Source organism: Actinoplanes sp. NPDC089786 (assembly GCF_040684855.1).
Classification (GTDB): Bacteria; Actinomycetota; Actinomycetes; order Mycobacteriales; family Micromonosporaceae; genus Actinoplanes.
In genome coordinates this window covers 149389-172163 of sequence record NZ_JBFBGU010000001.1, presented here as the reverse complement: position 1 = coordinate 172163, position 22775 = coordinate 149389, and the positions used below count along the sequence as shown (strand labels likewise).

Annotated in this window: 24 protein-coding genes; 14 read left to right on the top strand and 10 right to left on the bottom strand. The window is 71.4% G+C overall.

Annotation, left to right across the window (positions count from 1 at the left end; all coding sequences use genetic code 11):
* Window positions 1-85 precede the first annotated feature (85 nt).
* From AB0O15_RS00845 to AB0O15_RS00830, 4 genes are all read left to right on the top strand, one after another.
* Complete coding sequence (locus AB0O15_RS00845; RefSeq protein WP_364312221.1) at window positions 86-2299, top strand: TerB N-terminal domain-containing protein; 2214 nt, start codon at window positions 86-88, stop codon at window positions 2297-2299.
* Window positions 2296-3618: an ATP-binding protein gene (locus tag AB0O15_RS00840; protein WP_364312219.1), complete on the top strand. Its 1323-nt coding sequence runs from the start codon at window positions 2296-2298 to the stop codon at window positions 3616-3618. Before AB0O15_RS00845 ends, AB0O15_RS00840 begins: the two co-directional genes overlap by 4 nt.
* Complete coding sequence (locus tag AB0O15_RS00835; RefSeq protein ID WP_364312217.1) at window positions 3590-5848, top strand: DEAD/DEAH box helicase; 2259 nt, start codon at window positions 3590-3592, stop codon at window positions 5846-5848. Before AB0O15_RS00840 ends, AB0O15_RS00835 begins: the two co-directional genes overlap by 29 nt.
* A gap of 386 nt (window positions 5849-6234) precedes the next feature.
* Complete coding sequence (locus tag AB0O15_RS00830) at window positions 6235-7215, top strand: hypothetical protein (RefSeq protein WP_364312214.1); 981 nt, start codon at window positions 6235-6237, stop codon at window positions 7213-7215.
* Here the strand turns inward: AB0O15_RS00830 and AB0O15_RS00825 are convergent.
* Together AB0O15_RS00825 and AB0O15_RS00820 are read right to left on the bottom strand one after the other, a co-directional pair.
* Window positions 7174-7773, bottom strand: a complete 600-nt coding sequence (locus tag AB0O15_RS00825) for a hypothetical protein (protein ID WP_364312211.1) — start codon at window positions 7771-7773, stop codon at window positions 7174-7176. The two genes, AB0O15_RS00830 and AB0O15_RS00825, sit on opposite strands and share 42 nt — an antisense overlap.
* A gap of 33 nt (window positions 7774-7806) precedes the next feature.
* The gene (locus tag AB0O15_RS00820) at window positions 7807-8265 is read right to left on the bottom strand and encodes a nuclear transport factor 2 family protein (protein ID WP_364312209.1); all 459 of its coding nucleotides are present in this window, start codon (window positions 8263-8265) and stop codon (window positions 7807-7809) included.
* A 124-nt stretch (window positions 8266-8389) separates the two neighbouring features.
* Here AB0O15_RS00820 and AB0O15_RS00815 point away from each other — a divergent pair, with 124 nt between their 5' ends.
* Window positions 8390-9244 (top strand): aminoglycoside phosphotransferase family protein, encoded by an 855-nt coding sequence (locus tag AB0O15_RS00815; protein WP_364312206.1) that lies wholly within the window; start codon window positions 8390-8392, stop codon window positions 9242-9244.
* Here the strand turns inward: AB0O15_RS00815 and AB0O15_RS00810 are convergent.
* Window positions 9241-10212, bottom strand: a complete 972-nt coding sequence (locus AB0O15_RS00810) for a YafY family protein (protein WP_364312204.1) — start codon at window positions 10210-10212, stop codon at window positions 9241-9243. The genes AB0O15_RS00815 and AB0O15_RS00810 overlap by 4 nt on opposite strands.
* A 42-nt stretch (window positions 10213-10254) precedes the next feature.
* Between AB0O15_RS00810 and AB0O15_RS00805 the strand changes: the two genes are divergently transcribed.
* Genes AB0O15_RS00805 through AB0O15_RS00795 form a run of 3 tightly spaced genes read left to right on the top strand, consistent with a single transcriptional unit; the run spans window position 10255 to window position 11762 of the window.
* Window positions 10255-10677 (top strand): VOC family protein, encoded by a 423-nt coding sequence (locus tag AB0O15_RS00805; protein WP_364312201.1) that lies wholly within the window; start codon window positions 10255-10257, stop codon window positions 10675-10677.
* 9 nt (window positions 10678-10686) lie between these two features.
* Window positions 10687-11124, top strand: a complete 438-nt coding sequence (locus AB0O15_RS00800; RefSeq protein ID WP_364312198.1) for a SufE family protein — start codon at window positions 10687-10689, stop codon at window positions 11122-11124.
* Window positions 11125-11126: 2 nt separating this feature from the next.
* Window positions 11127-11762, top strand: a complete 636-nt coding sequence (locus tag AB0O15_RS00795) for a DsbA family oxidoreductase (RefSeq protein WP_364312196.1) — start codon at window positions 11127-11129, stop codon at window positions 11760-11762.
* A gap of 10 nt (window positions 11763-11772) precedes the next feature.
* Here the strand turns inward: AB0O15_RS00795 and AB0O15_RS00790 are convergent, their stop codons facing one another.
* The 3 genes from AB0O15_RS00790 to AB0O15_RS00780 are packed head-to-tail and all read right to left on the bottom strand — an operon-like array spanning window position 11773 to window position 12841.
* Window positions 11773-12321 (bottom strand): YbaK/EbsC family protein, encoded by a 549-nt coding sequence (locus AB0O15_RS00790; protein ID WP_364316915.1) that lies wholly within the window; start codon window positions 12319-12321, stop codon window positions 11773-11775.
* An 8-nt stretch (window positions 12322-12329) separates the two neighbouring features.
* Window positions 12330-12599 carry a hypothetical protein gene (locus AB0O15_RS00785; RefSeq protein ID WP_364312194.1) on the bottom strand — a complete coding sequence of 90 codons (270 nt, stop codon included), beginning with the start codon at window positions 12597-12599 and terminating at the stop codon, window positions 12330-12332.
* On the bottom strand, window positions 12575-12841 hold the full coding sequence (locus tag AB0O15_RS00780) for an NAD-dependent epimerase/dehydratase family protein (protein WP_364312191.1): 267 nt from the start codon (window positions 12839-12841) through the stop codon (window positions 12575-12577). The genes AB0O15_RS00785 and AB0O15_RS00780 overlap by 25 nt, the downstream gene beginning before the upstream one ends.
* A 74-nt stretch (window positions 12842-12915) precedes the next feature.
* On the opposite strand from AB0O15_RS00780, the gene AB0O15_RS00775 reads away from it, so the two are divergent.
* Both AB0O15_RS00775 and AB0O15_RS00770 read left to right on the top strand, forming a co-directional pair.
* Window positions 12916-13332: a hypothetical protein gene (locus AB0O15_RS00775; RefSeq protein ID WP_364312189.1), complete on the top strand. Its 417-nt coding sequence runs from the start codon at window positions 12916-12918 to the stop codon at window positions 13330-13332.
* A gap of 10 nt (window positions 13333-13342) precedes the next feature.
* A complete protein-coding gene (locus AB0O15_RS00770) occupies window positions 13343-14215 on the top strand; it encodes a sulfotransferase domain-containing protein (protein WP_364312186.1) in 873 nt (290 codons plus the stop codon).
* Window positions 14216-14272: 57 nt separating this feature from the next.
* Here the strand turns inward: AB0O15_RS00770 and AB0O15_RS00765 are convergent, their stop codons facing one another.
* The 4 genes from AB0O15_RS00765 to AB0O15_RS00750 all read right to left on the bottom strand — a co-directional run bounded on the left by AB0O15_RS00765 (window position 14273) and on the right by AB0O15_RS00750 (window position 18121).
* Entirely contained in the window at window positions 14273-14803 is a 531-nt protein-coding gene (locus AB0O15_RS00765; RefSeq protein WP_364312184.1) for a helix-turn-helix domain-containing protein, read from the bottom strand.
* Between the two features lie 174 nt (window positions 14804-14977).
* Complete coding sequence (locus AB0O15_RS00760) at window positions 14978-15658, bottom strand: glyoxalase superfamily protein (protein ID WP_364312181.1); 681 nt, start codon at window positions 15656-15658, stop codon at window positions 14978-14980.
* Between the two features lie 315 nt (window positions 15659-15973).
* On the bottom strand, window positions 15974-16360 hold the full coding sequence (locus AB0O15_RS00755; protein ID WP_364312178.1) for a CBS domain-containing protein: 387 nt from the start codon (window positions 16358-16360) through the stop codon (window positions 15974-15976).
* A 33-nt stretch (window positions 16361-16393) separates the two neighbouring features.
* Entirely contained in the window at window positions 16394-18121 is a 1728-nt protein-coding gene (locus tag AB0O15_RS00750; RefSeq protein ID WP_364312175.1) for a proline--tRNA ligase, read from the bottom strand.
* A 102-nt stretch (window positions 18122-18223) separates the two neighbouring features.
* On the opposite strand from AB0O15_RS00750, the gene AB0O15_RS00745 reads away from it, so the two are divergent.
* The 4 genes from AB0O15_RS00745 to AB0O15_RS00730 are packed head-to-tail and all read left to right on the top strand — an operon-like array spanning window position 18224 to window position 22762.
* The gene (locus AB0O15_RS00745; protein ID WP_364312172.1) at window positions 18224-18991 is read left to right on the top strand and encodes an SGNH/GDSL hydrolase family protein; all 768 of its coding nucleotides are present in this window, start codon (window positions 18224-18226) and stop codon (window positions 18989-18991) included.
* A gap of 16 nt (window positions 18992-19007) precedes the next feature.
* Window positions 19008-19895 (top strand): sulfurtransferase, encoded by an 888-nt coding sequence (locus AB0O15_RS00740; RefSeq protein ID WP_364312170.1) that lies wholly within the window; start codon window positions 19008-19010, stop codon window positions 19893-19895.
* A 42-nt stretch (window positions 19896-19937) separates the two neighbouring features.
* Window positions 19938-21656 carry an HSP90 family protein gene (locus tag AB0O15_RS00735; protein ID WP_364312167.1) on the top strand — a complete coding sequence of 573 codons (1719 nt, stop codon included), beginning with the start codon at window positions 19938-19940 and terminating at the stop codon, window positions 21654-21656.
* The gene (locus AB0O15_RS00730) at window positions 21656-22762 is read left to right on the top strand and encodes a hypothetical protein (RefSeq protein ID WP_364312164.1); all 1107 of its coding nucleotides are present in this window, start codon (window positions 21656-21658) and stop codon (window positions 22760-22762) included. The genes AB0O15_RS00735 and AB0O15_RS00730 overlap by 1 nt, the downstream gene beginning before the upstream one ends.
* Window positions 22763-22775 lie beyond the last annotated feature (13 nt).

Here is a 22775-nt window from a genome sequence, read left to right as displayed (position 1 = left end):
CTCATCGATGGATGTTTCAGTCACCGCGTCGTGAACCCCATTCCGATGAAGGCGCCGATGCCGGTCGACGGATACAGTGTGGCCCGTGGTGCAGCCGTCTCACCCCACCTCGACCGAGGGACGTTGGGTGCCGTACGGCCAATGTGTGGACGTCGCCGGACATGCTATCCCCGGCGGCCTTGTCTACGTCGGCGGCCACCTCGACGGCGTGACCGGGCGGACCGAGCCGGCGTTGCTCGATCCTGAGCTGCCGGTCGTGTCGGACGCGCGCGTTCCGACCGTGGATGATCTTGGGTCGCCGCCGGCGTACCACCTGTTAACGCCGTCCGCCCGGGGCGCCTACCTCGGCTGGCATGCGGGCGGTCGCCGCGCCCCCGTGCCGGCCGGCTTCGTGCTGTTGTTCTGTTTCGGACTGGAACGCCGGGTACTGCACGATGCCGGACACCATCCGATCGCGCGCGACGAGTTCCGGATGATCACCGCCGAGGTACTCCGTTTGGGTGACCGGTACGGGCCGGACAACCCCGACCTGGCGAGCCGCCTCGAGAGCCTGCTGGAGCTGCTGGACGTGCTGGCCGCGCCGCGCGGGGCGCCCACCGGCGGGCCCGATCCGACCGGGCCCGCGGCGTTGCGCGTGGCGTTGGCCGGATTCTCCGCCGCCGGCACGCCGGTACCGGCAGAGTGGGCGGAAATGTGGGTGCGGCACCACCCGCTGCTGGTACCACGCAGCGTGCCGGCCCAGTGCCCGGACGAGTTCGGCCGACTGTTCGCGCTGCGCTACCGCCACACGTTCGGGCCGGGGCTGGTACCACCCGACGACCGGCCCGGCCTACGAATCCGATACCAGCCGGCCAACCCTGAGCTGAGCACCACCCTGGTGTGCCGCGAGGACCTGCCCGACGTGCTGGCCGACCCGCGGAGCGGACGGGCGCTCGGTGCGTTGATCGACGAGGTCGCCGGCGCGCTTGATCCGTACCGCCGGATGGTGACGCGGTTTCCGCAGAGCCGGGGTTCGCTCGCCGCGACGGCGTTGCTGCCCGCGGATCTGCTCGATGCGGACCGCGGGCGCTTCGGTGCCCTGCGGGTGTGGACGGAGGCCCGCTTCGACGGGCGCGACCTGGCTGTCGTCGAGGGGGCGGAGTTCGCGGCGTTCTGGTCGACGGCCTCACCTGGTCGGATGGCCCGCGACGAGGCTGCGGCCTTCATCGAGGTGCTCGCGCTGCTCGGGGTGGGAGTCGAGCCGGATGTCCGGTTCGGCGCTCCCGCGCTCGGTCCCGGACCGGTGGTGCTGTTCCGCTCCGGCGCACCGGTGTGGCGACGGCCGGCCGGATCGGCCGGCCGATCCGGTGGTACGCAGGCCGATCGGCCAGGCCCGGGGTTCGCCGCCGCGGCCGCCATCGCCCGGTGCGCGACGGCCGTCGTGGCCGCCGCCGGGCCGATCGCGCCGCACGGCACGGCCTGGGTACGGACGTTGGACACCGTCGCCGTGCTGGCCGCGGCGTGCCGGGTCCCAGCCGTGCAACGGTCGCGCCTCGCGGCCCGGCTGGGCTGGCTGATCGCCACTGGGGTGGAGGTCGACCGGCTGCCCCGACAGGTCACCCGGCTGACCACCGCGGAACGGGAGGTCGCCGGCCGCTGGTTGATCTCGGTGGCCGCGGCGGTCGCACCGGGGTTTCCACCGGCCGCCGTCTCGGCGCTGAGCCGCGTCTACCGGATCCTCGGCCTGGAGCCCGACCTGCTGTTCCGCCGGCTGCACGAGGTCGGTGTGACGAGCTCGCTGCCGTCCGTTGACGGCTACGACGAACCGGTGGTGGTCCGGACGGCCGAGCCGCACAGCGGCGGTTTCGCGCTGCCGTGGTCGGCGGGCGCCGCAACCCCAGGCGCCTCAACCCCGGGCGCGGAGCAGCCCGGCAGCGAGGTGCGGCTGGACCCGGCGGCCATCAGCCGGAAGACCGCCGAAAGCGCGGCGGTGGCCACATTGCTCGCCACGATCTTCGACGCCGACGCCGACGCCGACGTCGATTCGGCTGCCCTGACCACGCCGGTGAACACGGTCGAGGAGGTGGCGACGATCGTCGGCCTCGACCCGGCACACAGCGGGCTGCTGCGCGCGCTCGCCGAGCGGCCGTCCTGGACGCGGGCGGAGTTCGTGGTGCTCGCCGGCGCCCATGGCGTGCTCCCGGACGGGGCACTGGACGTACTCAACGAGGTGGCGATCGACACCGCCGGGGAACCGGTCGTCTGCGACGGCGCTACCCTCGCGGTAGACGACGACGTACTGCAGGAGTTGCTCCGTTGACGCATTCCACCACGCCGGCGCGGGCCGGCCGGATCCGCCCGCGCGAGCGGGACGCCGTCGTGGCGTCGTTGCGGGCCGGGGTCGTGCCCCGCAGCGGCCAGCACCACATCCAGGTCGGCCGGGCCGCCGAGATCGAGGCCGTGCTACACGACGTGGAACGGGTCGCCGACGGTGGCGCCGCCTGCCGGTTCGTCATCGGCGAGTACGGCTCGGGCAAGACCTTCTTCCTGCATCTGATCCGGTCGATCGCGCTGGAGAAGCGGCTCGTGACCGTCCACGCCGATCTGTCGCCCGACCGACGGCTGCACGCGGCATCCGGGCAGGCCCGCGGGCTGTACGCAGAGCTGATGCACAACGTGGCCACCCGTGCCCGGCCGGACGGCGGTGCGCTGGCCAGCGTGGTCGAACGGTTCGTCACCATGGCGCTGAACGAAGCCAACGCCAACGGTGACCGGCCGGCCGACGTCATCGCCGCGCGGTTGGCGAGTCTGTCCGAGTCGACCGGCGGCTACGACTTCGCCGCCGTGATCGGCGCGTACTGGCGGGGCTACGACGGCGGCGACGAGCGGCTGCGCAACGACGCCGTACGGTGGCTTCGGGGTGAATTCACCAGCCGCGTCGACGCGCGGGCCGCCCTCGGTGTCCGCACGATCGTCGACGACGCGAGCTTCTACGATCATCTCAAGTTGATGGGCCGGTTCGTCCGGTTGGCCGGGTTCAGCGGGCTGCTGGTCGGCATCGACGAGATGGTCAACCTGTACAAGCTGCCCAGCTCCGCGGCCCGCAACGCCAACTACGAGCAGGTGTTGCGCATTCTCAACGACAGCCTGCAGGGCGACGCCCAAGGCCTCGGGTTCCTGTTCGGCGGCACGCCGGAGTTCCTGATGGACACCCGGCGCGGCCTGTTCTCGTACCCCGCGCTGGCCTCCCGGTTGGCTGCGAACAGCTTCACCGCGGACGACCGGATCGACCGGTCCGGCCCGGTGCTGCGGCTGGGCAACCTCACGCCGGAAGACATGTTCGTATTGTTGACCAAGCTGCGGCACGTGTACGCGGGTGGCGACCCCGCTGCCTACCTCGTGCCGGACGAGGCGCTCACCGCGTACATGAAGCATTGCGCGGATCGGATCGGGGATGCTTATTTCCGTACGCCGCGCGAGACCATTCGTGGCTTCCTCGACCTGCTCGCCATGCTTGACCAGCACCCGGACCTGACCTGGACGACGCTGGTCGGGGCAGTCGATCTCACGGTACGGCCCGACCAGGCCGACCTGCCCACGCCGGCCGACGATGACGAACTCACCTCCTTCCGGCTCTGACCCGCCGGCCGGGACGCCGTCACGGGCCTTCGCCCGGTATCACCCCCAGGTTCAGCGCTGGGTCTACGACCAGGGCTGGGCTCGGCTGCGCGACGTCCAGGAGCGCGCCGCGGACGTGGTCATCGACGGCGCCCGCGATGTGATCATCTCGTCGGCCACGGCGAGCGGGAAGACCGAGGCGGCGTTGCTGCCCATCTGCTCGGCGCTCGCAGGGGAGCCCGAGGCCGTCACCGGCCTCGGGGCGCTCTACATCAGCCCGTTGAAAGCCCTGATCAACGACCAGTATGACCGGATTCTGGACCTCTGTGGATGCCTGGACCTCCCCGTGCACCGCTGGCACGGCGACGCCCTCGCGTCGGGAAAAGCTCGTGTCCTGCGTTCCCCCGCCGGGCTCCTGCTGATCACCCCGGAATCATTGGAGGCCCTGTTCGTCCGGCGCGGTGATCGGGTACGGCGGATCTTCGGCGGCCTGCGCTACTTGATCGTTGACGAATTGCACAGCTTCATCGGCACCGAACGGGGTGCGCAACTGCAGTCCCTGCTGCACCGCGTCGATTTGGCATCCGGTCGGCGGGTTCCGCGAATCGCGCTGTCTGCCACCCTCGGCGACCTCGACACGGCGGCGGAATTCCTGCGACCGGGATACGGCACCGAGGTGGCGATGGTGACGTCGGCGGAGCCCGGCGGCGAGATCAGGCTGCAGATCCGCGGTTACCTCGCCCCGATCACCGAACCGCCCGCCAACGCCGAGCCGGCCGATCGGGCGGCGATCGCGGACCACTTGTTCCAGACGATGCGCGCCACCGACAATCTGGTCTTCGCGAACTCCCGTGCCGCGGTGGAAACCTACGCCGACATGATCAGCCGTCGAGCCGCGTACGCCGGCACGCGCGCCGAGTTCCTCGCTCACCACGGCAGCCTGTCCAAGGAGATCCGCGAGCACGTCGAGGAGCGACTCAAGGACCCGGCCATACCGGTGACCGCGATCTGCACGTCGACCTTGGAGCTGGGCATCGATGTCGGTTCGGTGGACTCCGTCGCCCAGGTCGGCGCCCCGCCGACGGTGAACGCCCTGCGCCAGCGTCTCGGCCGCTCAGGCCGCAGGCCCGGTCGGCCGGCGATCCTGCGAATCTATGTCACGGAGCGCGAGCGAGGCCAGGGCAGCAACCCGACGGACGCGCTACGCGCCGAGCTCTTCCAGAGCGTGGCGATGGTCGAGCTGCTGCTCGCCGGCTGGTACGAGTCCCCGGACGACACGGGTCTGCACGTGTCGACGCTCATTCAGCAGGTCCTGTCGATCGCCGCGCAGCATGGCGGCGCGACGGCCGGGCAGCTCTTCGACGTGCTCTGCGCACGCGGGCCCTTCGTCTGGGCGAACCGAGCCGCCTTCGCGACCCTGCTGCGCGACATGGGCCGGCACGATCTGCTCCAGCAGCAGGACGACGGTCGGCTGCTGCCGGGCGGTGCGGGCGACCGCCTGGTCAACCACTACAGCTTCTACGCGTCGTTTCGCACCTCGGAGCACTACCGGCTCGTCGCGGACGGCTACACGCTCGGCTCGCTGCCGGTCGACCGTCCCATCCTGCCCGGTACCATGCTCATCTTCAGCGGAGCGCGGTGGCGGGTGCTGAGCGTCGATGTCGCGTTGCGGGTCATCGAATTGACAGCCGCGGAAGCTGGCCGCCCTCCCGTCTTTCCCGGCACCGGAGGCGAGATCGCCGACGAGGTACGGCGCACCATGCGCCGGCTGTACCGTTCGACCGAGACGCCCCGCTATCTCGACGCGGCCGCCCGGACCATGCTGGCCGAGGGCCGTACGGCGTTCCACGAGACCGGACACGCCACCTCGGGCATCTTCGCGTCCGGGTCGGACGCTGTGCTCTTCCCGTGGCGCGGTGACCGGATCATGAACACGATCGCGGTCGTGCTCGCCGGTCTGGGCCGCCGGGTCGGGCAGGACGGGCTCGCCATCACGGTCGGCGACTGCACACCAGCGGAACTGCGCGACCTGGTCCGTGCGCTCGTCGCCGCGCCCCCGCCCGATCCGGTGTGGTTGGCCGCAACCGTACGGGCCAAGGCCCACGAGAAGTACGACCGGTACCTCAGCGCGGAATTGCTCGACATCGCGTACGCCGCCCGCGCGCTCGATGTGCCAGGTGCCTGGGCCTGCCTTGCCGAGATCTGCGCTCCCCGCCGGCCAACGGTCGAGGTCTCACCCGCCAGGACGTGATGCGGGCCAGTGCAGCCTCGACGTACACACCCAGCTGCGACTTGACCTGATCGCGTGGCACGTGACCACTGAGACCATTATCCTTTCCCGCTGCCTGGGCAGATCCTACGGCTACGACGCGGAGCGGCACCGGCAGCAGCGTCCAGATCCGGTTCCAGGCCCCGGTCATGGCTGACGGTTAATCAAGTCCTGGCCGGCGACGCGGCGATACATTCAGTCCTCCATTCACCGGCTTGCCTGCGCAGCGCAGCGGCAACGGGGTCGCCCGCGATTGTCGCCGGTTGGTTCGCATGGTGTTGCCTCCGGCCCACCAATACCGGCCCTCCGCGGTGACCGCCTTCCCGCCGATCGTGACGATGACGCCGGAGCGCTCGTAATCTCGGGCGATGGACGTGATCGCGTGGCTGCTCGACTCCGATCCGGCGGTGCGCTGGCAGGTCCTGCGAGATCTGGTCGCGGCGCCGGCCGATGAGGTGGCTCGAAAGCGTGCCCGGGTTGCCCGCGAGGGGTGGGGCGCGCGACTGCTGCGGTCGCAGGAGCCGGACGGCAGCTGGGGTGGCGGCGCGTACTTCCCGGTGCCGAACCCGGACGAGGGTCACGAGGACCGGCAGCCGTGGACGGCCACCGCGTTCGTTCTGCAGCAGCTCTGCCAGTTCGGGGTGGATCCGGCTGACCCGCGGGTGCACGCGGCCGTGACCCAGGTGGCCCGGAACGTGCGCTGGGAGGCGGACGGGCGGCCGTTCTTCGACGGCGAGGTGGAGCCCTGCATCAACGGGATGACCGTGGTGCTCGGGGTCTGGTTCGGGCATGTCGCGGAGGCCGGCGGAGTGGTCGGGCGGCTGCTCGCCGACCGGCTCGGTGACGGCGGCTGGAACTGCTGGACCTGGACCGGGGCGACGGTGTCGTCGTTCGCCAGCACCCTCGACGTGCTCGAAGGGCTGCTCGCCTACGAACGGGCGACCGGTGGCTCGGCCGAGATCACGGCGGCCCGGCGCGAGGCCGAGGAGTTCCTGCTCGACCGGCGGTTGTTCCGGCGTCGCAGCACCGGCGAACCGGCGGCGCCGGCCTTCACCCAGTTCTCCTTCCCGGCCCGCTGGCACTACGACGTGCTGCGGGCCCTGGACTACTTCCGGCTCGCCGACCGGTACGACCCGCGGATGGACGAGGCGCTCGACCTGGTCGCGGCCAAGCGGCCGCCGGACGGCACCTGGCTGCTGGAGAACACGCACCCGGGCGCGGTGCCCTTCGTGCTGGAGGATGGCGACGGGCGGCCCAGCCGATGGAACACCCTGCGGGCGCTCCGGGTCCTCGACTGGGCCGGGCGGTCAGGTGCCCAGGCTCACGTGGACCGGGGTGGCCAGGTCTGACTCGCCATACTTGACCGCCCCGCGGTGGGTGACCTCGACGCCGTAGAAACCCTTGCCGGTGGGGACGTCGCTGACCACGAACGAGAAGACGCACTCGTCGTAGCCGGACGTCTCGGAGCCGGTCAGGTGGCCCAGGCCGACGATCGCGCCGGCCGCGTCGGTGACGGTCACCGAGGCGCCGTCGGAGATGTCGCTGTAGCCGCCGTCGCCCGCGCAGCCTCCCTCGTACACGAGGAGGTCGTCGTCCTTCAAGGTCATCGTGCCGGTGACGATCATGGTGGTGGGTGCGGCCGACTGGGCCGTGTTGACCGTCGTGCCGGTGACCGTGCCGCTGGGCTCGGGGCGTTTCGTGGTGGCGACCAGGGTTGCCACCACGGCCGTGCCGGCGATCGCCACCGCGCCGATCGCGGCCAGGGCGATGGTGAGGCCCCGGCGGTGCGCCGGCGGCTGGGGCGGCGGGGGCATCGGCGGATACCCGGACTGCGACGGGAAGGCCGGGCCAGGGAACGGCTGCGAGTAGGGGTCGGTCTGGTAACCGCCGCCAGGGGTGTAGGTCACGGCCTCCCACGGTCGGCAGACCGGCGTCGGACCTTACGGGTTGGTTTGGCCGGGGAGACTCGAAAGCGGGTTGGTTTGGCCGGCGGGCGGGTCGATCTGGCCGGGGAGGCCGAAGAGCCGGAACAGCGCGGGGTCGACGAAGGCCACGCAGCGCCGGATCAGGCCGCCGCGCACGTCGAAGACCTGAAGCGAATGCGCCCGGAGTACGCCCGTAGCCGGCTCGGCGGCGTACGCCGCCAGCGCGGGACTGCCGTTGGCGTGCACCAGCCGGAGGCGCCAGCCGGTGCCCCGCATGGCGAAGACGCGCTCGATGAACTCCCGGTAGTGATCGCGACCGGCCAGCCACAGGTCGACCGGCGGCATCTCCAGGGCCACGTCGTCGGCCAGCAGCCGGGTGAGCGCGGGCACGTCGGCCGCCTCGAAGGCCACCAGGTAGCGCTCGACCACCGCCCGCTCCTCGGGGCCGGCCGGTTCGCGCATGTCCTCGAGCACGGGACCGGCCGTCCGCAGGGCGGCCCGGGCCCGCTGAAGGCTGCTGTTGACCGAGGCCCGGCCGTCCTGACCATCCTGCGCCGGGACCGGCCGGGGCGGTGATGACCTGATCTAGCGTGACGGCATGATCGATGCCCCGCTTCCGGTCAACCTGCGTTGGATGGCCACGGCCGGCGATTCCGAGCGGGCCTGGATCGCCGGCCTGCCCGCGCGGGTCGCCGGGCTGGCCGAACGCTGGTCGCTGCGGCTCGGCCCGGCCTATCAGCCGGGCGGTTCGTCGGCCTGGGTCGCGCCGGTGACCCGCGACGACGGCTCGCGCGCGGTGCTCAAGGTCGGCCTGCGGCACGACGAGGCCCGCGACGAGGCGGCCGGCCTGCGGTTCTGGTCCGGGCGCGGGGTGGTCCGGGTTCTGCGGAGCCTGGTGTACGAGGAGACGACGGCTCTGTTGCTCGAGGAATGTCGGCCGGGCACGATGCTGTCGGCGGCGCTGCCTCCGGTGGAACGCGACGACGTGGTGGCCGGGCTCCTCAAGCGCCTGTGGATCACCCCGCCGCCGGGGCATCCGTTCCGCACCCTGGCCGGCATGTGTGAGATGTGGGCGGCCGGGTTCGCTCCGTCCGTACCCCATGATCAGGGTTTGGCGCGAGCCGGCCTCGACCTGTGGCGAACCCTGCCGGCGTCGGCCACCACCAGCGTGCTGCTCTGCACCGACCTGCACCCGGACAACGTGCTGGCCGCCGAACGGGAGCCGTGGCTGGTCGTCGACCCGAAGCCGTACGTGGGCGATCCGGCCTACGACCCGATCCAGCACATGCTGAACTTTCCCGACCGGCTGGCCCGCGACCCGGCCGGCTTCGCCAACCGCATGGCCTCGCTGTGCGACCTGGACGCGTTGCGGGTGCGCCGATACCTGTTCGCGCGCAGCGTCATCGAATCCCAGTGGGACGTCGCATCAATGCTCGCGCCCACTGTGGACTAACCCGCGGCGGCGGAGTAACGGGCGGCCAGGTCGCGGAGGATCGTGCGCAGTTCGGGTGGGTCGTCGACCGTGAAGTCGACGTTCAGGCTGGTCAGGAACTTGACCAGGTCGTGCAGGGAGTTGGTGCCGGTTTCGAACAGGCAGGTGCCGGCGTCGATCTCGGTCAGGAGGCCGGCCGCCGGCGGGAGGGTCTCGGCCATGGTGGCCATGGGTGCGTGCAGACGGACGCGGGCCTGGTGGGGCCAGGCCAGCGAACCGGTGCCCCGGACCACGTGGCGGGCGGCGTCCTCGGGGGGCTCGCGCGGCGTGAAGTGTGGGCCGGTGGGGTGGCGCGGGACGATGCGGTCGGCTCGGAAGGTGCGCCAGGCGGCCCGGTCCAGGTCCCAGGCCAGGAGGTACCAGCGGCGGCCGGTGTAGACCACGCGATGGGGTTCCACGCGACGCACGGTGGGGTCGGGGGAGTCGGTGTGGCCGGAGCGGGCCGGCGGGGTGTAGTCGAAGCGGAGTTGCTGGTGGTCGCGGCAGGCGGCGGCGACGGTGGTCAGGATCTGGGGATCGACCTGGGGGCTGCCGCCGGGGGCGGTCACCATCGCGTGGCGCAGGGCGTCCAGGCGGGGGCGCAGCCGGGACGGCAACGTCTGTTCGAGCTTGGTCAGGGCCCGCAGGGAGGTCTCCTCCAGGCCGGCGACCGTGCCGGCGGCGGCCACCCGGAGGCCCAGCGCCACGGCTATCGCCTCGTCGTCGTCGAGGACCAGGGGTGGCATGGCCGTCCCGGCGGCCAGCCGGTAGCCGCCGGTGATGCCGGTGCTGGAGCTCACCTCGTACCCCATGATCCGCAGTCTTTCGATGTCGTTGCGGATCGTGCGCGTGGTCACGCTCAGTCGGCCGGCCAGGTCGGCGCCGGACCAGTCGCGGCGGATCTGGAGCAGGGTCAGCAGGCGCAGGAGACGGACCGAAGTGTCCAGCACATGCGGAACCATACGTTCCACAAGTGTCTCTAGGCTCGTCCCATGACACTTCGCGGATTCGCCACGCTGAACATCTGGGCCGACGACGTGGCCGCGGCCGAGGCCTGGTACGCCGAATTCCTCGGGACCGAGGCCTACTTCCACCGCAACGGACCGGACGGGAAGCTCGCCTACGCCGAGTTCCGGGTCGGGGACTTCGAGGCCGAGCTGGGCATCATCGACCGGCGGTGGGCCCCGGGCGGCGGCACCGAGCCGGGCGGCGCGGTCATGCACTGGCACGTCGACGACCTGGCGGGCACGGTCGAGCGGCTGCTCGCGCTGGGGGCCAAGCAGCACATGCCGATCACGCCGCAGGGCGACCAGGGCTTCGTGACCGCGTCGGTGGTCGACCCGTTCGGCAACGTGCTCGGTGTGATGTACAACCCGCACTACGTCGAGATCACCGGGGCTGCGCGGCCGCAGTAGGGTCGGATCGTGACCGACATGCCGCCGAAGCTCGCCGAGATCGTCGAGGAGTTCGCCTCCGCCCCGCGTGACGTGGTGCTGGAGATGCTGCTCGAGTTCTCCGACGCGGTGCCGGCACTGCCGGCGGGCATGGCGGCGCACGAGGGCATGGAACAGGTCCCGGAATGCCAGACGGCGTTCTTCCTCAAGGCCTCGGTGCGGCCGGACCAGACCGTGGAGGCCTGGTTCGACTGCCCGCCCGAGGCGCCGACGACGCGGGCGTTCGCCGGGATCCTGGCCGAGGGTCTGGTGGGCGCGACCGTCGACGAGATCCTGGCGGTGCCCGACGACCTGTACGCCCAGATGGGCCTGGGCCAGGCGATCAGCCCGCTCCGCATCCGCGGCGGCACGGCGATCCTGGGCCGGTTGAAGCGCCAGGTCCGGGAACAGACGGGAAACCAGGGGTGAGCATGGACATCCAGGTGTGGTCCGACGTGGTGTGCCCGTGGTGCTACATCGGCAAGACCCGGCTCGAGACCGCGCTGCGGGGCGACTCCACGACCACGGTCACCTATCGGGCCTATCAGCTTGACGCGACGCCGGTTCCCCAGCCGGTGCCGCTGGGCGTGGCGCTGGCGCCGAAGTTCGGCGGGCCTGAGCGGGTCCAGGAGGCCTGGGATCACGTACGGGCGTTCGCCGCCGGCGACGGCCTGGAGCTGAACTTCGAGCGGGCCGTGGCGGCGAACACCTTCGACGCCCACCGGCTGATCGCCTGGGCGGCCGAGCAGGGCCGGCAGGCGGCGATGCTGGACGCGTTGCAGATCGCGCACTTCGCCGACGGCGTCGACATCGGGTCGAAGCCGGCGCTGGCCCGGGTCGCCCGGACCATCGGGCTGGACGAGTCGGCGGCGCTCGCCTATCTGGCCTCGACCGATGGCGTGAACGCGGTCCGGGCCGACATCATGGCGGCCCGCGATTTCGGCATCACGAGCGTGCCGACGTTCGTGATCGACAACAAGTACGCGATCCAGGGCGCCCAGGAGGTCCAGGTGCTGAAGGACGCGTTCGCCGAGATCAACCGCCGCGAGGCCGTCGACGCCGGCTGAACCGATCGTTTCACGTGAAACGGGCAAGCCCGTCGATGACCGTGGCGTTGGGCAGGGCGCCGAGGGCCGGGCCGGGGATGGCGATCTTGCTGTGGCGTACGCCCGAGCCGATGATCACGTGGGGCTCGGCGCCGATCCGGGAGTCGACCAGGATCGGCCAGTCCTTGGGCAGGCCGATCGGGGTGATCCCGCCGTACTCCATGCCGGTCAGCCGGACCGCCTCGTCGATCGGGGCGAAGCTGGCCTTGCGGACGTCGAGCTGGCGACGCACCACGCCGTTGACGTCGGCACGGGTGGTGGCCAGCACGAGACAAGCCGCGTACCGGGTGATGCCCTCGCGTTTGCCGGCCACGATGACGCAGTTGGCCGACTCCTCCATGCGGACGCCGTACGCCTCGCAGAACGCCGCCGTGTCGGCCAGCGTCGGATCGATCGACGCGACCAGCACCTGATCGCCGTCGACCGGCGCCTCGGCGGGCCACACCTCGAGGGCCGCGGCCACCGGCTCGGCCAGCAGGTCGAGCCGGGACAGGGCGGGTTCTAGCGTCAGGCTTGCCATCACGCCCGTCATCCTCGCCCACGACCGGCCTCCGCAGATAGTCGGGACAGATAGTCCTCCCACGTGCGGGTGCCCCGCGGCTCGGCCGAGGTGGTCAGCGCGCCGGCGCGGAGCTCGCGGCCGAAGCGGCCCGGGATGTGGATGGGCCAGGTGGGACGACGGGAACCGCGCTTCCAGGCGGTCGCGAGCTCGTCCAGGGTCAGCCGCCGCGGACCGCCGAACTCGACGATGCCCTGGACCGGCGGCCCGGCGATCAGCTCGGCGATACGACCGGCCACGTCCTCGACCGCGACCGGCTGGAAGACCAGGCGACGGTCCTGGTGGGCGAGGACGCCAGGTGGACGACCACGTCGGCGCCTCGGACCGCCTCGCTCACGCCCTTACCCGTGGCCAGGTCGGCGGCGACCCACCCGGGCCGGGACCGGCGGCTCATCGGCCGCACGTCGTAGGTCGGGGTCAGCCGCGGCAGCAGGGCCGACCCCAGGTTGCCGCTCGCGCCGGTCACCAGGATTGTCGTCATGAAAACAGGACGCGGCACGCGCCGGGAACGTGACAACCTCAGGCGGCGGGTGATCTTGCCGACTGTCAGTGGGTGTGGAGGAGAGACGTAGCGCGAGGGTAGGCACGGTCAGTGGCCTCGCCCTGCTCAGCGGCGGTACGGCCATCGCGGCCGTGGCCGGCGGCGCGCATTCGATCTTCGCCACGATCCTGCTCGGCATGCTCGCGGTCGGCATGGGCCACGCGCTGATGGAGGAGATCCGGCGGCAGGCGCGCCGCTCGATGGCCGGCTGGGCCGCCCACGACACGGTCAACGCGGTGCTGCTCGCGAGCTGGGCGGCGGGCGCGCTGATCACGACCGTCCTGGCCGTCGCTCCCGGCACGGTCCGGGCCGTTGGGCTCGTGCTTTCCCTCGGGTACGCCCTGAGCTGCGCGTACTTCGTTGTCGAACGTCGTCGCACGGTCACCAGCCTGGCGATAATCGAGAAGACACCGGAGCCGGTCGATCAATAGGGTCGGCCAGATGCGCGATCGCCCTTCCTATAAGTCCGACGACGAGGACAGCAGTCGCTGGGACGGATTCCCGTTCCGGGACGGCGACATCGTGATCAGCACCCGGTCCAAGAGCGGCACCACGTGGATGCAGATGATCTGCGCCCTGCTGATCTTCCGGCGCCCCGACCTGCCGGCCTCGTTACCGACGTTGTCGCCGTGGCTGGACTGGCTGATCGTGCCGCGCGACGAGGTCTTCGCCCGGCTGGACGCCCAGACGCACCGCCGCTTCATCAAGACCCACACTCCGCTGGACGGGATCCCGCTCGACCCGCGGGCGACCTACATCGTGGTGGCGCGGCACCCGCTCGACATGGCGGTGTCCCTCTTCCACCAGGGCGACAACCTCAACCGCGCGCGGATCGCCGAGCTGACCGGCGGCCCGGTCGTGGAGGCCGCCCCGAGCCCGCCGATCAAGCCGTCGCTGCTGCGCTGGATCGAGCGGGACGCCGAGCCGGCCGACGACCTGGACTCGCTCCCGGGCGTCATGTGGCACCTCAGCGACGCGTGGCAACGAGCCGCCCGGCAACCGAACGTCCTGCTGGTGCACTACGCCGACCTCGCCGCCGACCTGGGCGCCGAGATGCGCCGGATCGGGGAACGCCTCGGGTTGCCCGTACCCGATCAGGATCTGGTCGACGCCGCCGGCTTCCAGCGCATGCGGGAGCGGGCCACCGACCTGGCGCCGGACCCGGCCGGGATCATGAAGGACCGGACGGCGTTCTTCCGCCGCGGCGGTTCCGGGTCGGGCCGCGAGCTGCTGACCGACGCGGAGCACGAGCGTTACCTGGCCCGGGCGGCCGAGCTGGCGCCCCCGGACCTGCTGGTCTGGCTCCACCGGTAGCCGCGTTGCGTTCGGGTCCGCCCGATCCATAGCCGCCCCCGGCGGGCCGAATCGTCCTCAGACCGATCTGAGTACGCGTTCCAGCTGGTCGGCCCGCATCCGGCGGGCGTGGCCGCGTCGGCTCTCGGCGTACGCGAGAAGAATGGTCCTGCGCTCCACCTCGCTGAGCACGCCCGCGAACGGGGAGGCGCGGCGCAGGCCGACCGCGTGCTCGGAATTGGAGGTGAGCGCGTCGAGGACCGCCTCCACGCCGTCGTCGAGCAGCGCGTCCCAGCGGTCGAGCCACTCCCAGTTCTCGCCGGACGGGTGCAGCCGCCGGAGCCGGCGCAGGTTGATCGCCGCGGCCGCGAGCAGGGCCGGCGGATTGGCGACGACCTTGCCGGCCACCGCGCGGTGCAGCCACAGTGACTCGGTCTCGTCGCGGCTGAGGCCCGGCTGGATCAACGCTTCGACGTCGGCCCGGCGGATGCGGCGCTGGCCACCGACCCGGACGTACGGCAGCAGCCCGCGCAGGCAGAGGTCGACCACATGCGCACGCGACGAACGCAGCATGATGGCCGCTTGCCCGGTCGTCAGGAGATCGCCCACGGATCGAATAGTGGCGTCTGTCACCCACCTGATGCAACAACCGAACGGCTGATGCTTCTTTCACGCGTGTCGGCCTGCGGTGACCGGACCAGGACCGGCGGGCTCGCCAAGCGATTCGTTCGACCTCAGCCTAAAGCGCTCTGACCAGGGACTTCGTGGGCGTGCGGAGTGATTCTACCGCGACCTTCGATCGATGGTGATGCCAGGCGCCCAGCGTGGCAGGCCGGCCCGCGCCGCCGGGTCGAGCGGCTCGCTGAACCGCAGGTGGTTGCCGAACGGATCGGAGATCGTCATCACCCGCGTCTGCCAGGGCATCTCCTGCACCTCGGGCACCCACACGGCCGGTCCCCAGACCCGGCTGCCCATCGCGCTGTAGCGCAGGCGCAGCTCGTCCCGCAGCTCGTCGAGGCCGTCGATGTTGATCACCACCGTGGCGCCCGCCCCGGGGTCGTACGGCTGCTCGCTCAGCTGGAACGTCGTCGCGCCCCGGATGATCTGGCCGTAGAACGACGTACCGGGCCCGCCGGCCGGCCCGCCGAAGTCGAGCGTGAACCCGAGGAATTCGACGTAGAACTCGAGCGCCCGCTCCTCGGCGAAGATCCGCAGGACCGGGATCGTGCTCGTGGTGGCCCGGCGCGGGTCGGTCACCTCGGGCCCGGACGTCTCCACAGCGGGCACGATGCGCGAGGCGGATGCGGCCGCGATCCGGGCGGCGAGCACGTTCCAGTCGTCGAAACCGAACTGGCGGGCGACGATCTCGAGCGCCGCGCTGTGTGGCAGGTCGGCCTGCGTACGCGCGAGAACCTCGCTGCGCAGCGTCTTGGCCATGATCTTGGCGTCGCGGAAGGTCCGCATGGCTGATCCCTCTCCACGGCGAACGTCGTGGCCGGTGCTCGCATTGCCGACTGGTTCGCCGAGCGGAGGAAGCGAATCAATCAGGGTGGCGTGGACGCGTTCACCAGACCCCGGGAGGGGCGCGAGCGGCGGGCCGCGTCGGCCCTGGAGCGAGTCTCGGCCCGGCCCGGAAGGCCTGTCAAGACCGACCCGGCGTTGACCGCGATCACCATCGCGATGCCCAGCCACTCGTGCCCGGCGAGCCTGGCGCGCGGACAGCCCGCCCACCGGCCTGGACGAGCTGATCGCGGCCGTGCGGCGGCTCTACGAGAAGCGTTAGGCGGCCGTGGGCAGCAGTGCCAGGTCGCTGAGCGAGACGATGCCGACCACCTTGCGGTCGTTGTCACAAACGATGAGGCGGCGTACGCCACGCTCGCGCATCGCCCGGACCGCCTCCTCGACCGACGCCGACTGCTCCACCATGATCATCTCGCGGGTGGCGATGGTCTCCAGCGTGGTGGTCTTCGGCGGCAGCCCCTCGGCGATCGCGCGCACCACGATGTCGCGGTCGGTGACCAGCCCGGCCATGGTCGGCCCGTGGGTCACCACCACGTCACCGATCGCCTGGTCGCGCATCGCCTGTGCCGCTTCGTCGAGCATCGTGTCACCCGAGAGGTAGATGACCCGTCGCGTCATCACCTCGGCGACCGAAGTCCTGGCCATGTCCGCACCTCCCGTCGCTTGAGACCGCCATCGTTACACGCTGGTCAGGGCCGCGACCATGTCCGACATGAGAACCTCGTCACGGCCACCCGTTCGGCGGTCACGCAGTTCGCCGTACCCGTCACCCAGACGGCGTCCGACCACGACGGTGTGCGGGATGCCGATCAGCTCGGCGTCGGTGAACTTCACCCCGGCCGACACACCCGGGCGATCGTCGACCAGCACCCGCAGCCCGGCCGCCACGAGCTCGCCGGCCAGCCGCAACGCGGCCTCCACCTGCCCGTCCTTGCCGGCGGCGACCACGTGCACGTCGGCCGGGGCGATCTCGGCCGGCCAGACCAGGCCGCGCTCGTCGTGGTGCTGCTCGGCGACCGCGGCCACCGCCCGGGACACGCCGACGCCGTACGAGCCCATGGTCGGCCGCACCGGCTTGCCGTCCGGCCCGAGCACGTCGAGCTTGAACGCGTCGGTGTAGCGCCGGCCGAGCTGGAAGATGTGCCCGATCTCGATGCCCCGGCGGATGGTGAGTTCCCCCTCCGAACACCGCGGGCAGGGGTCGCCGGCGTGTACCTCGGCCGCCTCGATGGTCCCGTCCGGTGTGAAGTCGCGGCCGGCCACCACCGAGGTGGCGTGCTTGCCGGGCTGGTTGGCGCCGGTCAGCCAGGCCGTGCCGGCCACCACCCGCGGGTCGGCCAGGTAGCGGATCTTGCTGCCCTGCGGCCCGATGTAGCCCTTGACCAGGTCGGGCCGGGACGCGAAGTCGTCGAACAGCTCGGCCGTGGCGGGCGCCAGCGCGGCGTCGAGACGCTTGAGGTCGATCTCGCGGTCGCCGGGCACACCGATCGCCAGCAGTTCCGGCTCGCCGCCCGGGTGGTGCACCGTGACCACGACGTTCTTCAGCGTGTCGGCGGCGGTCCAGTCGGTCCGGCCGTCCAGCGCGCGCTCGTTGGCCAGGGCGACCAGCGAGGCGATGGTCGGGGTGTCCGGGGTGTCGTGCACGGTCAGCGGGCCGGGTGTGCCCTCGGGGGCCGGCGGCGCGGGCGTGACGACGGCCTCGGTGTTCGCCGCGTAGTCGCACTTGGCACACCCGACGAAGGTGTCCTCGCCCACGTCGGCCAGGGCCAGGAACTCCTCCGAGGCCGAGCCGCCCATCGCGCCCGCCATGGCCGACACGATCGTGTGCTCCAGACCCAGCCGGGCGAAGATCTTCTGGTACGCGACGCGCATCACGCCGTACGCGTCGGCCAGGCCCTCGTCGGTGAGGTCGAAGGAGTACGCGTCCTTCATCAGGAACTCGCGCCCGCGCAGCAGGCCGGCCCGGGGGCGGGCCTCGTCCCGGTACTTCGTCTGCACCTGGAACAGGATCATCGGGAAGTCCCGGTAGGAGCTGGTCAGATCTTGCACCAGCAGCGCGAACATCTCCTCGTGGGTGGGTGCGAGCAGGTATTCGGTGTCCCGCCGATCCTTGAGCGTGAAGATCTCGTCGCCGTAGTCGGTCCAGCGGCCGCTCGTCTCGTACGGATCACGCGGCAGCAGCGCCGGGAACGACACCTCCTGGGCGCCGGCCGCGGCCATCTCCTCCCGGACCACCCGGGCCACGTTGTCCAGCACCAGCTTGCCCAGCGGCAGGTAGGTGTAGCCGCCCGGCGCGGCGCGACGGATGTAGCCGGCGCGCAGCAGCAGCCGATGGCTCGGCACCTCCGCCTCGGCCGGGTCCTCGCGCAGGGTCTTGAGCAGCATCGTGGACATCCGCAGGAGCATGGCCGCGAGTGTAGGTAACGGGTGTCAGCAGCGTCACGCTGCTTTTCGCCGTGAACGAGTGCTTAGCTAGATAGCTGTAAAGGACATAGAACGGGGCGGACGATGACCTGGCGCAGCTATGTGGCGATGGGTGACAGCTTCACCGAGGGGATGGACGATCCGTACCCGGATGGCACCTTCCGGGGCTGGGCCGACCTGGTCGCGGCCCGGCTGGCGGTCGAGGTTGGCCCCGATTTCGGGTACGCCAACCTGGCCATCCGCGGCCGGCTGCTGAACGCGGTCATCGCCGAGCAGCTCGAACCGACCCTGGCCATGCGCCCCGACCTGGTCAGCTTCGCCGCCGGTGGCAACGACGCGCTGCGCCGCAAGGCCGATCCGGAAGCGCTGATCGCCCGGCTCGACGGCGTGATCGAGCAGATTCGCGCGACCGGCGCCGACGTCGTCATGTTCCGCTTCGCCGACGTCTCGACCCACCTGCCCGGCCAGCGCATCTACGGCCCTCGGGTGGCCGTGCTCAACCGCGGCGTCGGTGAGATCGCCGACCGGCACGGCGCCCACCTGATCGACCTGTTCGCCGACGACGCCTTCCGCAACAACCCGGTCATGTGGTCGACCGACCGGATCCACCTCTCCCCGGCCGGACACCGCCGGGTGGCCGCCCGGGTGCTGACCGAGCTCGGCGTCGGCGTGGACGAGGAGTGGTTGCTGATCCCGCCGGCCCCCGCCCCGACGCCGTGGCTGCTGGCCCGCGGCGCCGACCTGCGCTGGGCCGGTCAACACCTGGCGCCGTGGATCAAGCGCCGCCTCCAGGGCCGGTCCTCGGGCGATCTGGTCACCGCGAAGCGACCCACCCTCGGTCCGGTCGAATAGGGGATAGGTTCGAGGCATGGCTGTGGAGCTGGACGACAACACCGAACTTCAGGCGTACGCGCACCCCGAGCGCCTGGTCACCACCGAGTGGCTGGCCGCCCATCTGGGCGAGCCCGGCCTGGTCGTGGTCGAGTCCGACGAAGACGTGCTGCTCTACGACACCGGGCACATCCCGGGCGCCGTCAAGGTCGACTGGCACCTCGAGCTCAACGACCAGGTCACCCGCGACTACCTCGACCCGGCGGCGTTCGCCGAGATGTGCGCGGCCAAGGGCATCGGGCGCGGCGACACGATCGTGTTCTACGGCGACAACTTCAACTGGTGGGCGGCGTACGCGCTGTGGGTCTTCAGTCTGTTCGGCCATGCCGACGTGCGGCTGCTCGACGGCGGCCGGCAGAAGTGGGCCGACGAGGGGCGCGAGCTGACCCGCGAGAAGACGGTCCGCGAGCGTGCCGACTACCCGGTGCCGGTTCGTGACGACGCGGCCATCCGCGCCTTCCGGGAAGAGGTGGCCGAGCACAGCACGGCCGGGCGCCCGCTGGTCGACGTGCGGTCGCCGCAGGAATACTCCGGTGAGCTGACCCACATGGCGGCGTACCCGCAGGAGGGCGCCCTGCGCGGCGGTCACATCCCGGGCGCGCTGAGCAAGCCATGGAAGTCGGCGGCCAACGAGGACGGCACGTTCAAGAGCGCCGACGAGCTCACCGCGATCTACCGCGCCGGGCTGGGCCTTTCGCCGTCCGACGACGTGATCGCGTACTGCCGGATCGGTGAGCGGTCCAGCCACACCTGGTTCGTCCTCACCCACCTGCTCGGTTTCCCGCGGGTCCGCAACTACGACGGCTCCTGGACCGAGTGGGGCAACCTGGTCCGCGCGCCCATCGCCAAAGGCGACCAGCCCTAAAACGGGACGCCCAAAACGCGCCGAGATCGCTACCTTCTCTGCGTGCGTAACACGTTTCAGGTCGACCTGCGCGGCATCGTCGATCTGCTCAGCCATCACCTGTACGCGAGCCCTCGCGTCTACGTCCGTGAGCTGCTGCAGAACGCGGTGGACGCGATCACCGCCGTGGGCGCCGACCACGCGGGGCGGGTGCGGATCACCACCACCGACGACCTGATCCGGGTCGTGGACAACGGGATCGGCCTGACCGAGGCGCAGGTCCACGAGCTGCTGGCCACCATCGGCCGCAGCTCGAAGCGGGACGAGCTGGGCTTCGCCCGGCACGAGTTCCTCGGCCAGTTCGGCATCGGCCTGCTCTCCTGCTTCCTGGTCGCCGACGAGATCCGGGTGCACACCCAGCAGGCCGGGCAGCCGGCGGTGCGGTGGATCGGGTTCTCCGACGGGCGTTACGAGGTGCGGCCGGCCGAGGACCGCGAGCCCGGCACCGAGGTCACGCTGCTGCCGCGGCGGGGCACCGACGAGTTCCGCACCCACGACACGGTCGTCCACCTGGCCACGCTCTACGGCTCGCTGCTGCCGGTCGAGGTCACGGTCGACGACCGGCGCACCACGACCGGGACGCTTCCGTGGGCCGGCAGCCGGGCCGACATGCTGCGGTACGGCGCCGAGACGCTCGGGTTCACGCCGTTCGACGTGATCCCGTTGTCCGTACCCGAAGCGGGCCTGTCCGGGGCGGCGTTCGTGCTGCCCACCCCGGCCAACCCGGCGACGCGCGGCGGGCACCGGGTCTACCTCAAGCGGATGCTGCTGGCCGAGTCGGTCGACGAGCTGCTGCCCGAGTGGGCGTTCTTCGTCCGCTGCGTGGTCGACAGCACCGAACTGCGCCCGACCGCCAGCCGCGAGGCCCTGTACGACGACTCGCTGCTGGCCGACACCCGGGACGCGATCGCCGACCAGCTCCGCGGCTGGCTGGTGCGGCTGGCCACAGTGGACCCGGGCCGGCTGGGCGACTTCCTGCGCGTGCACCACCTCGGCGTCAAGGCGCTGGCCCTGCACGACGACGAGATGCTGCGCCTGGTCGAGCAGTGGCTGCCGATGGAGACGAACGCCGGCCGGGCCACGCTGGCCGAGCTGCGCGAGCGGCACGGCGTGGTGCGCTACGTCGACGATGTCGACCAGTTCCGGCAGCTCGCGGCGGTGGCCGCGGCGCAGGACATGGTGCTGGTGAACGCCGGGTACGCGTACGACACCGACATCCTGTCCCGGCTGCCCGGTGTTCAGCGGATGGACCCGTCCGACCTGGCCACCCGGTTCGAGTCGGTGGAGCGGGACGCCGAGCTGGCGTTGCGCCCGTTCCTGGCCGCGGCCCAGCGCCGGCTCGACCGGCTGGGCTGCGAGGTGCTGCTGCGGGCGTTCGAGCCGAGCCGGCTGCCCGCGCTCTACCTGGTCAGCCGCAGCGCCGCGTTCGGCCGCGAGCTGAGCGCGACCCGCGACAAGGTCGACGACCTGTGGGCTGACGTGCTCGGCGCGGTGGCCGCCGCGGTGCCGGTCGACCGGCCTCAGCTGGTGTTGAACCACAACAATCCGCTGGTCCGCCGGATCTGCGGGCTGGCCGACCCCGAGCTGGCCGGTCTGGCCGTGGACGCGCTCTACGGCCAGGCGCTGCTGCTCGGCTACCACCCGATCCGGCCGGCCGACGCCGACCTGCTGAACAGCTCGTTCCTGGGCCTGCTGGGCCACGCCGTCGAGGGTGGCGCGTGATGGCCTACTCATACAACGAGCTGTGGCAGATGCTTGGTCAGGCCACCGATCTGCCGTACGGGCCGGGCCAGGTCGCCGCGCTCGAGCAGGTGCTCCGGCACACCGACGCGGCCGGCGAGACCGAGCTGGCCTTCCAGACCCGGATGATCCTGACCCAGTCGTACGTGATGAGCGGCGAGCCGGCGAAGTCGTTCGTGACGTTCTCCCGCTGCCTGGCCGAGTACGACGCCGACCCGGGTCTCGACCACCACGAGGCCTGGAGCTGGGAGCTGCTCTGGTACTTCAAGTTCGCGGTGAGCGGGCTGCTGAAGTTCCCCGAGGTGCCGCTGGACCGGACGTACGCGGTGCTGGACGACATGGAACGCCGCTACCGCGAGGCCGGCGAGAAGACGCAGGCCGTCTACCACTACCGCCACCTGGTGGCCCGGCACATCGGCGACGACGACGCGGCGGCCCGGTGGTACGAGCGCTGGGTCACCGCGCCGCGCGACGACCTGTCCGACTGCGCGGGCTGTGACCCGGACAGCCGGATGGCGTACCTGGCCACGACCGGCCGGGACGCCGAGGCGATCGCGGTCGGCGAGGCGGCGCTGGCCCAGAAGCTGGACTGCGAGAAGCAGCCGCAGTCGGTGCTCGGCGCGCTGATGTTCCCCTACCTCCGGACCGGGCGCTCGGACGAGGCGGCGGACGCGTTCCGGCGGTCGTACCGCGGGGCCAAGGACAAGCTCGGTGAGATGGGCGCGGTGGCCGACCACATCGAGTTCTGCGCGCGTACGGGCAACGAGCACCGCGGCCTGGAGCTGCTCGAACGGCACCTGAGCTGGCTGCCGAAGGCGCCGTCGCCGGCGGCGGTGATGAGTTTCACCGCGTCCGGTGGGCTGCTGCTGCGCCGGCTGACCGAGCTGGGTCACGGCGACGCGCCGGTCCGCCGGGGCGAGGAGACCGTTCCGGCCGCCGAGCTGGCGGCCGAGATGTCCCGTACGTCCCGTGAGCTGGGCACCCGGTTCGACGCCCGCAACGGCACGCCGGCCCGGTCGGCCGCGGTCGAGCGGGTGCTGACGGCCGAGCCGTACACGACGAGGGCCATCTCACTGAACGAGCGTTAAGTAAGGAACTTGA

What these genes read in the sequence shown, in the direction of transcription:
- AB0O15_RS00805 (WP_364312201.1), top strand. Translation starts at nt 10,255, where the DNA reads ATGACACTTCGCGGATTCGCCACGCTGAACATCTGGGCCGACGACGTG.
- AB0O15_RS00815 (WP_364312206.1), top strand. Translation starts at nt 8,390, where the DNA reads ATGATCGATGCCCCGCTTCCGGTCAACCTGCGTTGGATGGCCACGGCC.
- AB0O15_RS00730 (WP_364312164.1), top strand. Translation starts at nt 21,656, where the DNA reads ATGGCCTACTCATACAACGAGCTGTGGCAGATGCTTGGTCAGGCCACC.
- AB0O15_RS00745 (WP_364312172.1), top strand. Translation starts at nt 18,224, where the DNA reads ATGACCTGGCGCAGCTATGTGGCGATGGGTGACAGCTTCACCGAGGGG.
- AB0O15_RS00795 (WP_364312196.1), top strand. Translation starts at nt 11,127, where the DNA reads ATGGACATCCAGGTGTGGTCCGACGTGGTGTGCCCGTGGTGCTACATC.
- AB0O15_RS00740 (WP_364312170.1), top strand. Translation starts at nt 19,008, where the DNA reads ATGGCTGTGGAGCTGGACGACAACACCGAACTTCAGGCGTACGCGCAC.
- AB0O15_RS00790 (WP_364316915.1), bottom strand. Translation starts at nt 12,321, where the DNA reads ATGGCAAGCCTGACGCTAGAACCCGCCCTGTCCCGGCTCGACCTGCTG.
- AB0O15_RS00750 (WP_364312175.1), bottom strand. Translation starts at nt 18,121, where the DNA reads ATGCTCCTGCGGATGTCCACGATGCTGCTCAAGACCCTGCGCGAGGAC.
- AB0O15_RS00780 (WP_364312191.1), bottom strand. Translation starts at nt 12,841, where the DNA reads ATGACGACAATCCTGGTGACCGGCGCGAGCGGCAACCTGGGGTCGGCC.
- AB0O15_RS00835 (WP_364312217.1), top strand. Translation starts at nt 3,590, where the DNA reads ATGACGAACTCACCTCCTTCCGGCTCTGACCCGCCGGCCGGGACGCCG.
- AB0O15_RS00755 (WP_364312178.1), bottom strand. Translation starts at nt 16,360, where the DNA reads ATGGCCAGGACTTCGGTCGCCGAGGTGATGACGCGACGGGTCATCTAC.
- AB0O15_RS00770 (WP_364312186.1), top strand. Translation starts at nt 13,343, where the DNA reads ATGCGCGATCGCCCTTCCTATAAGTCCGACGACGAGGACAGCAGTCGC.
- AB0O15_RS00760 (WP_364312181.1), bottom strand. Translation starts at nt 15,658, where the DNA reads ATGCGGACCTTCCGCGACGCCAAGATCATGGCCAAGACGCTGCGCAGC.
- AB0O15_RS00830 (WP_364312214.1), top strand. Translation starts at nt 6,235, where the DNA reads ATGGACGTGATCGCGTGGCTGCTCGACTCCGATCCGGCGGTGCGCTGG.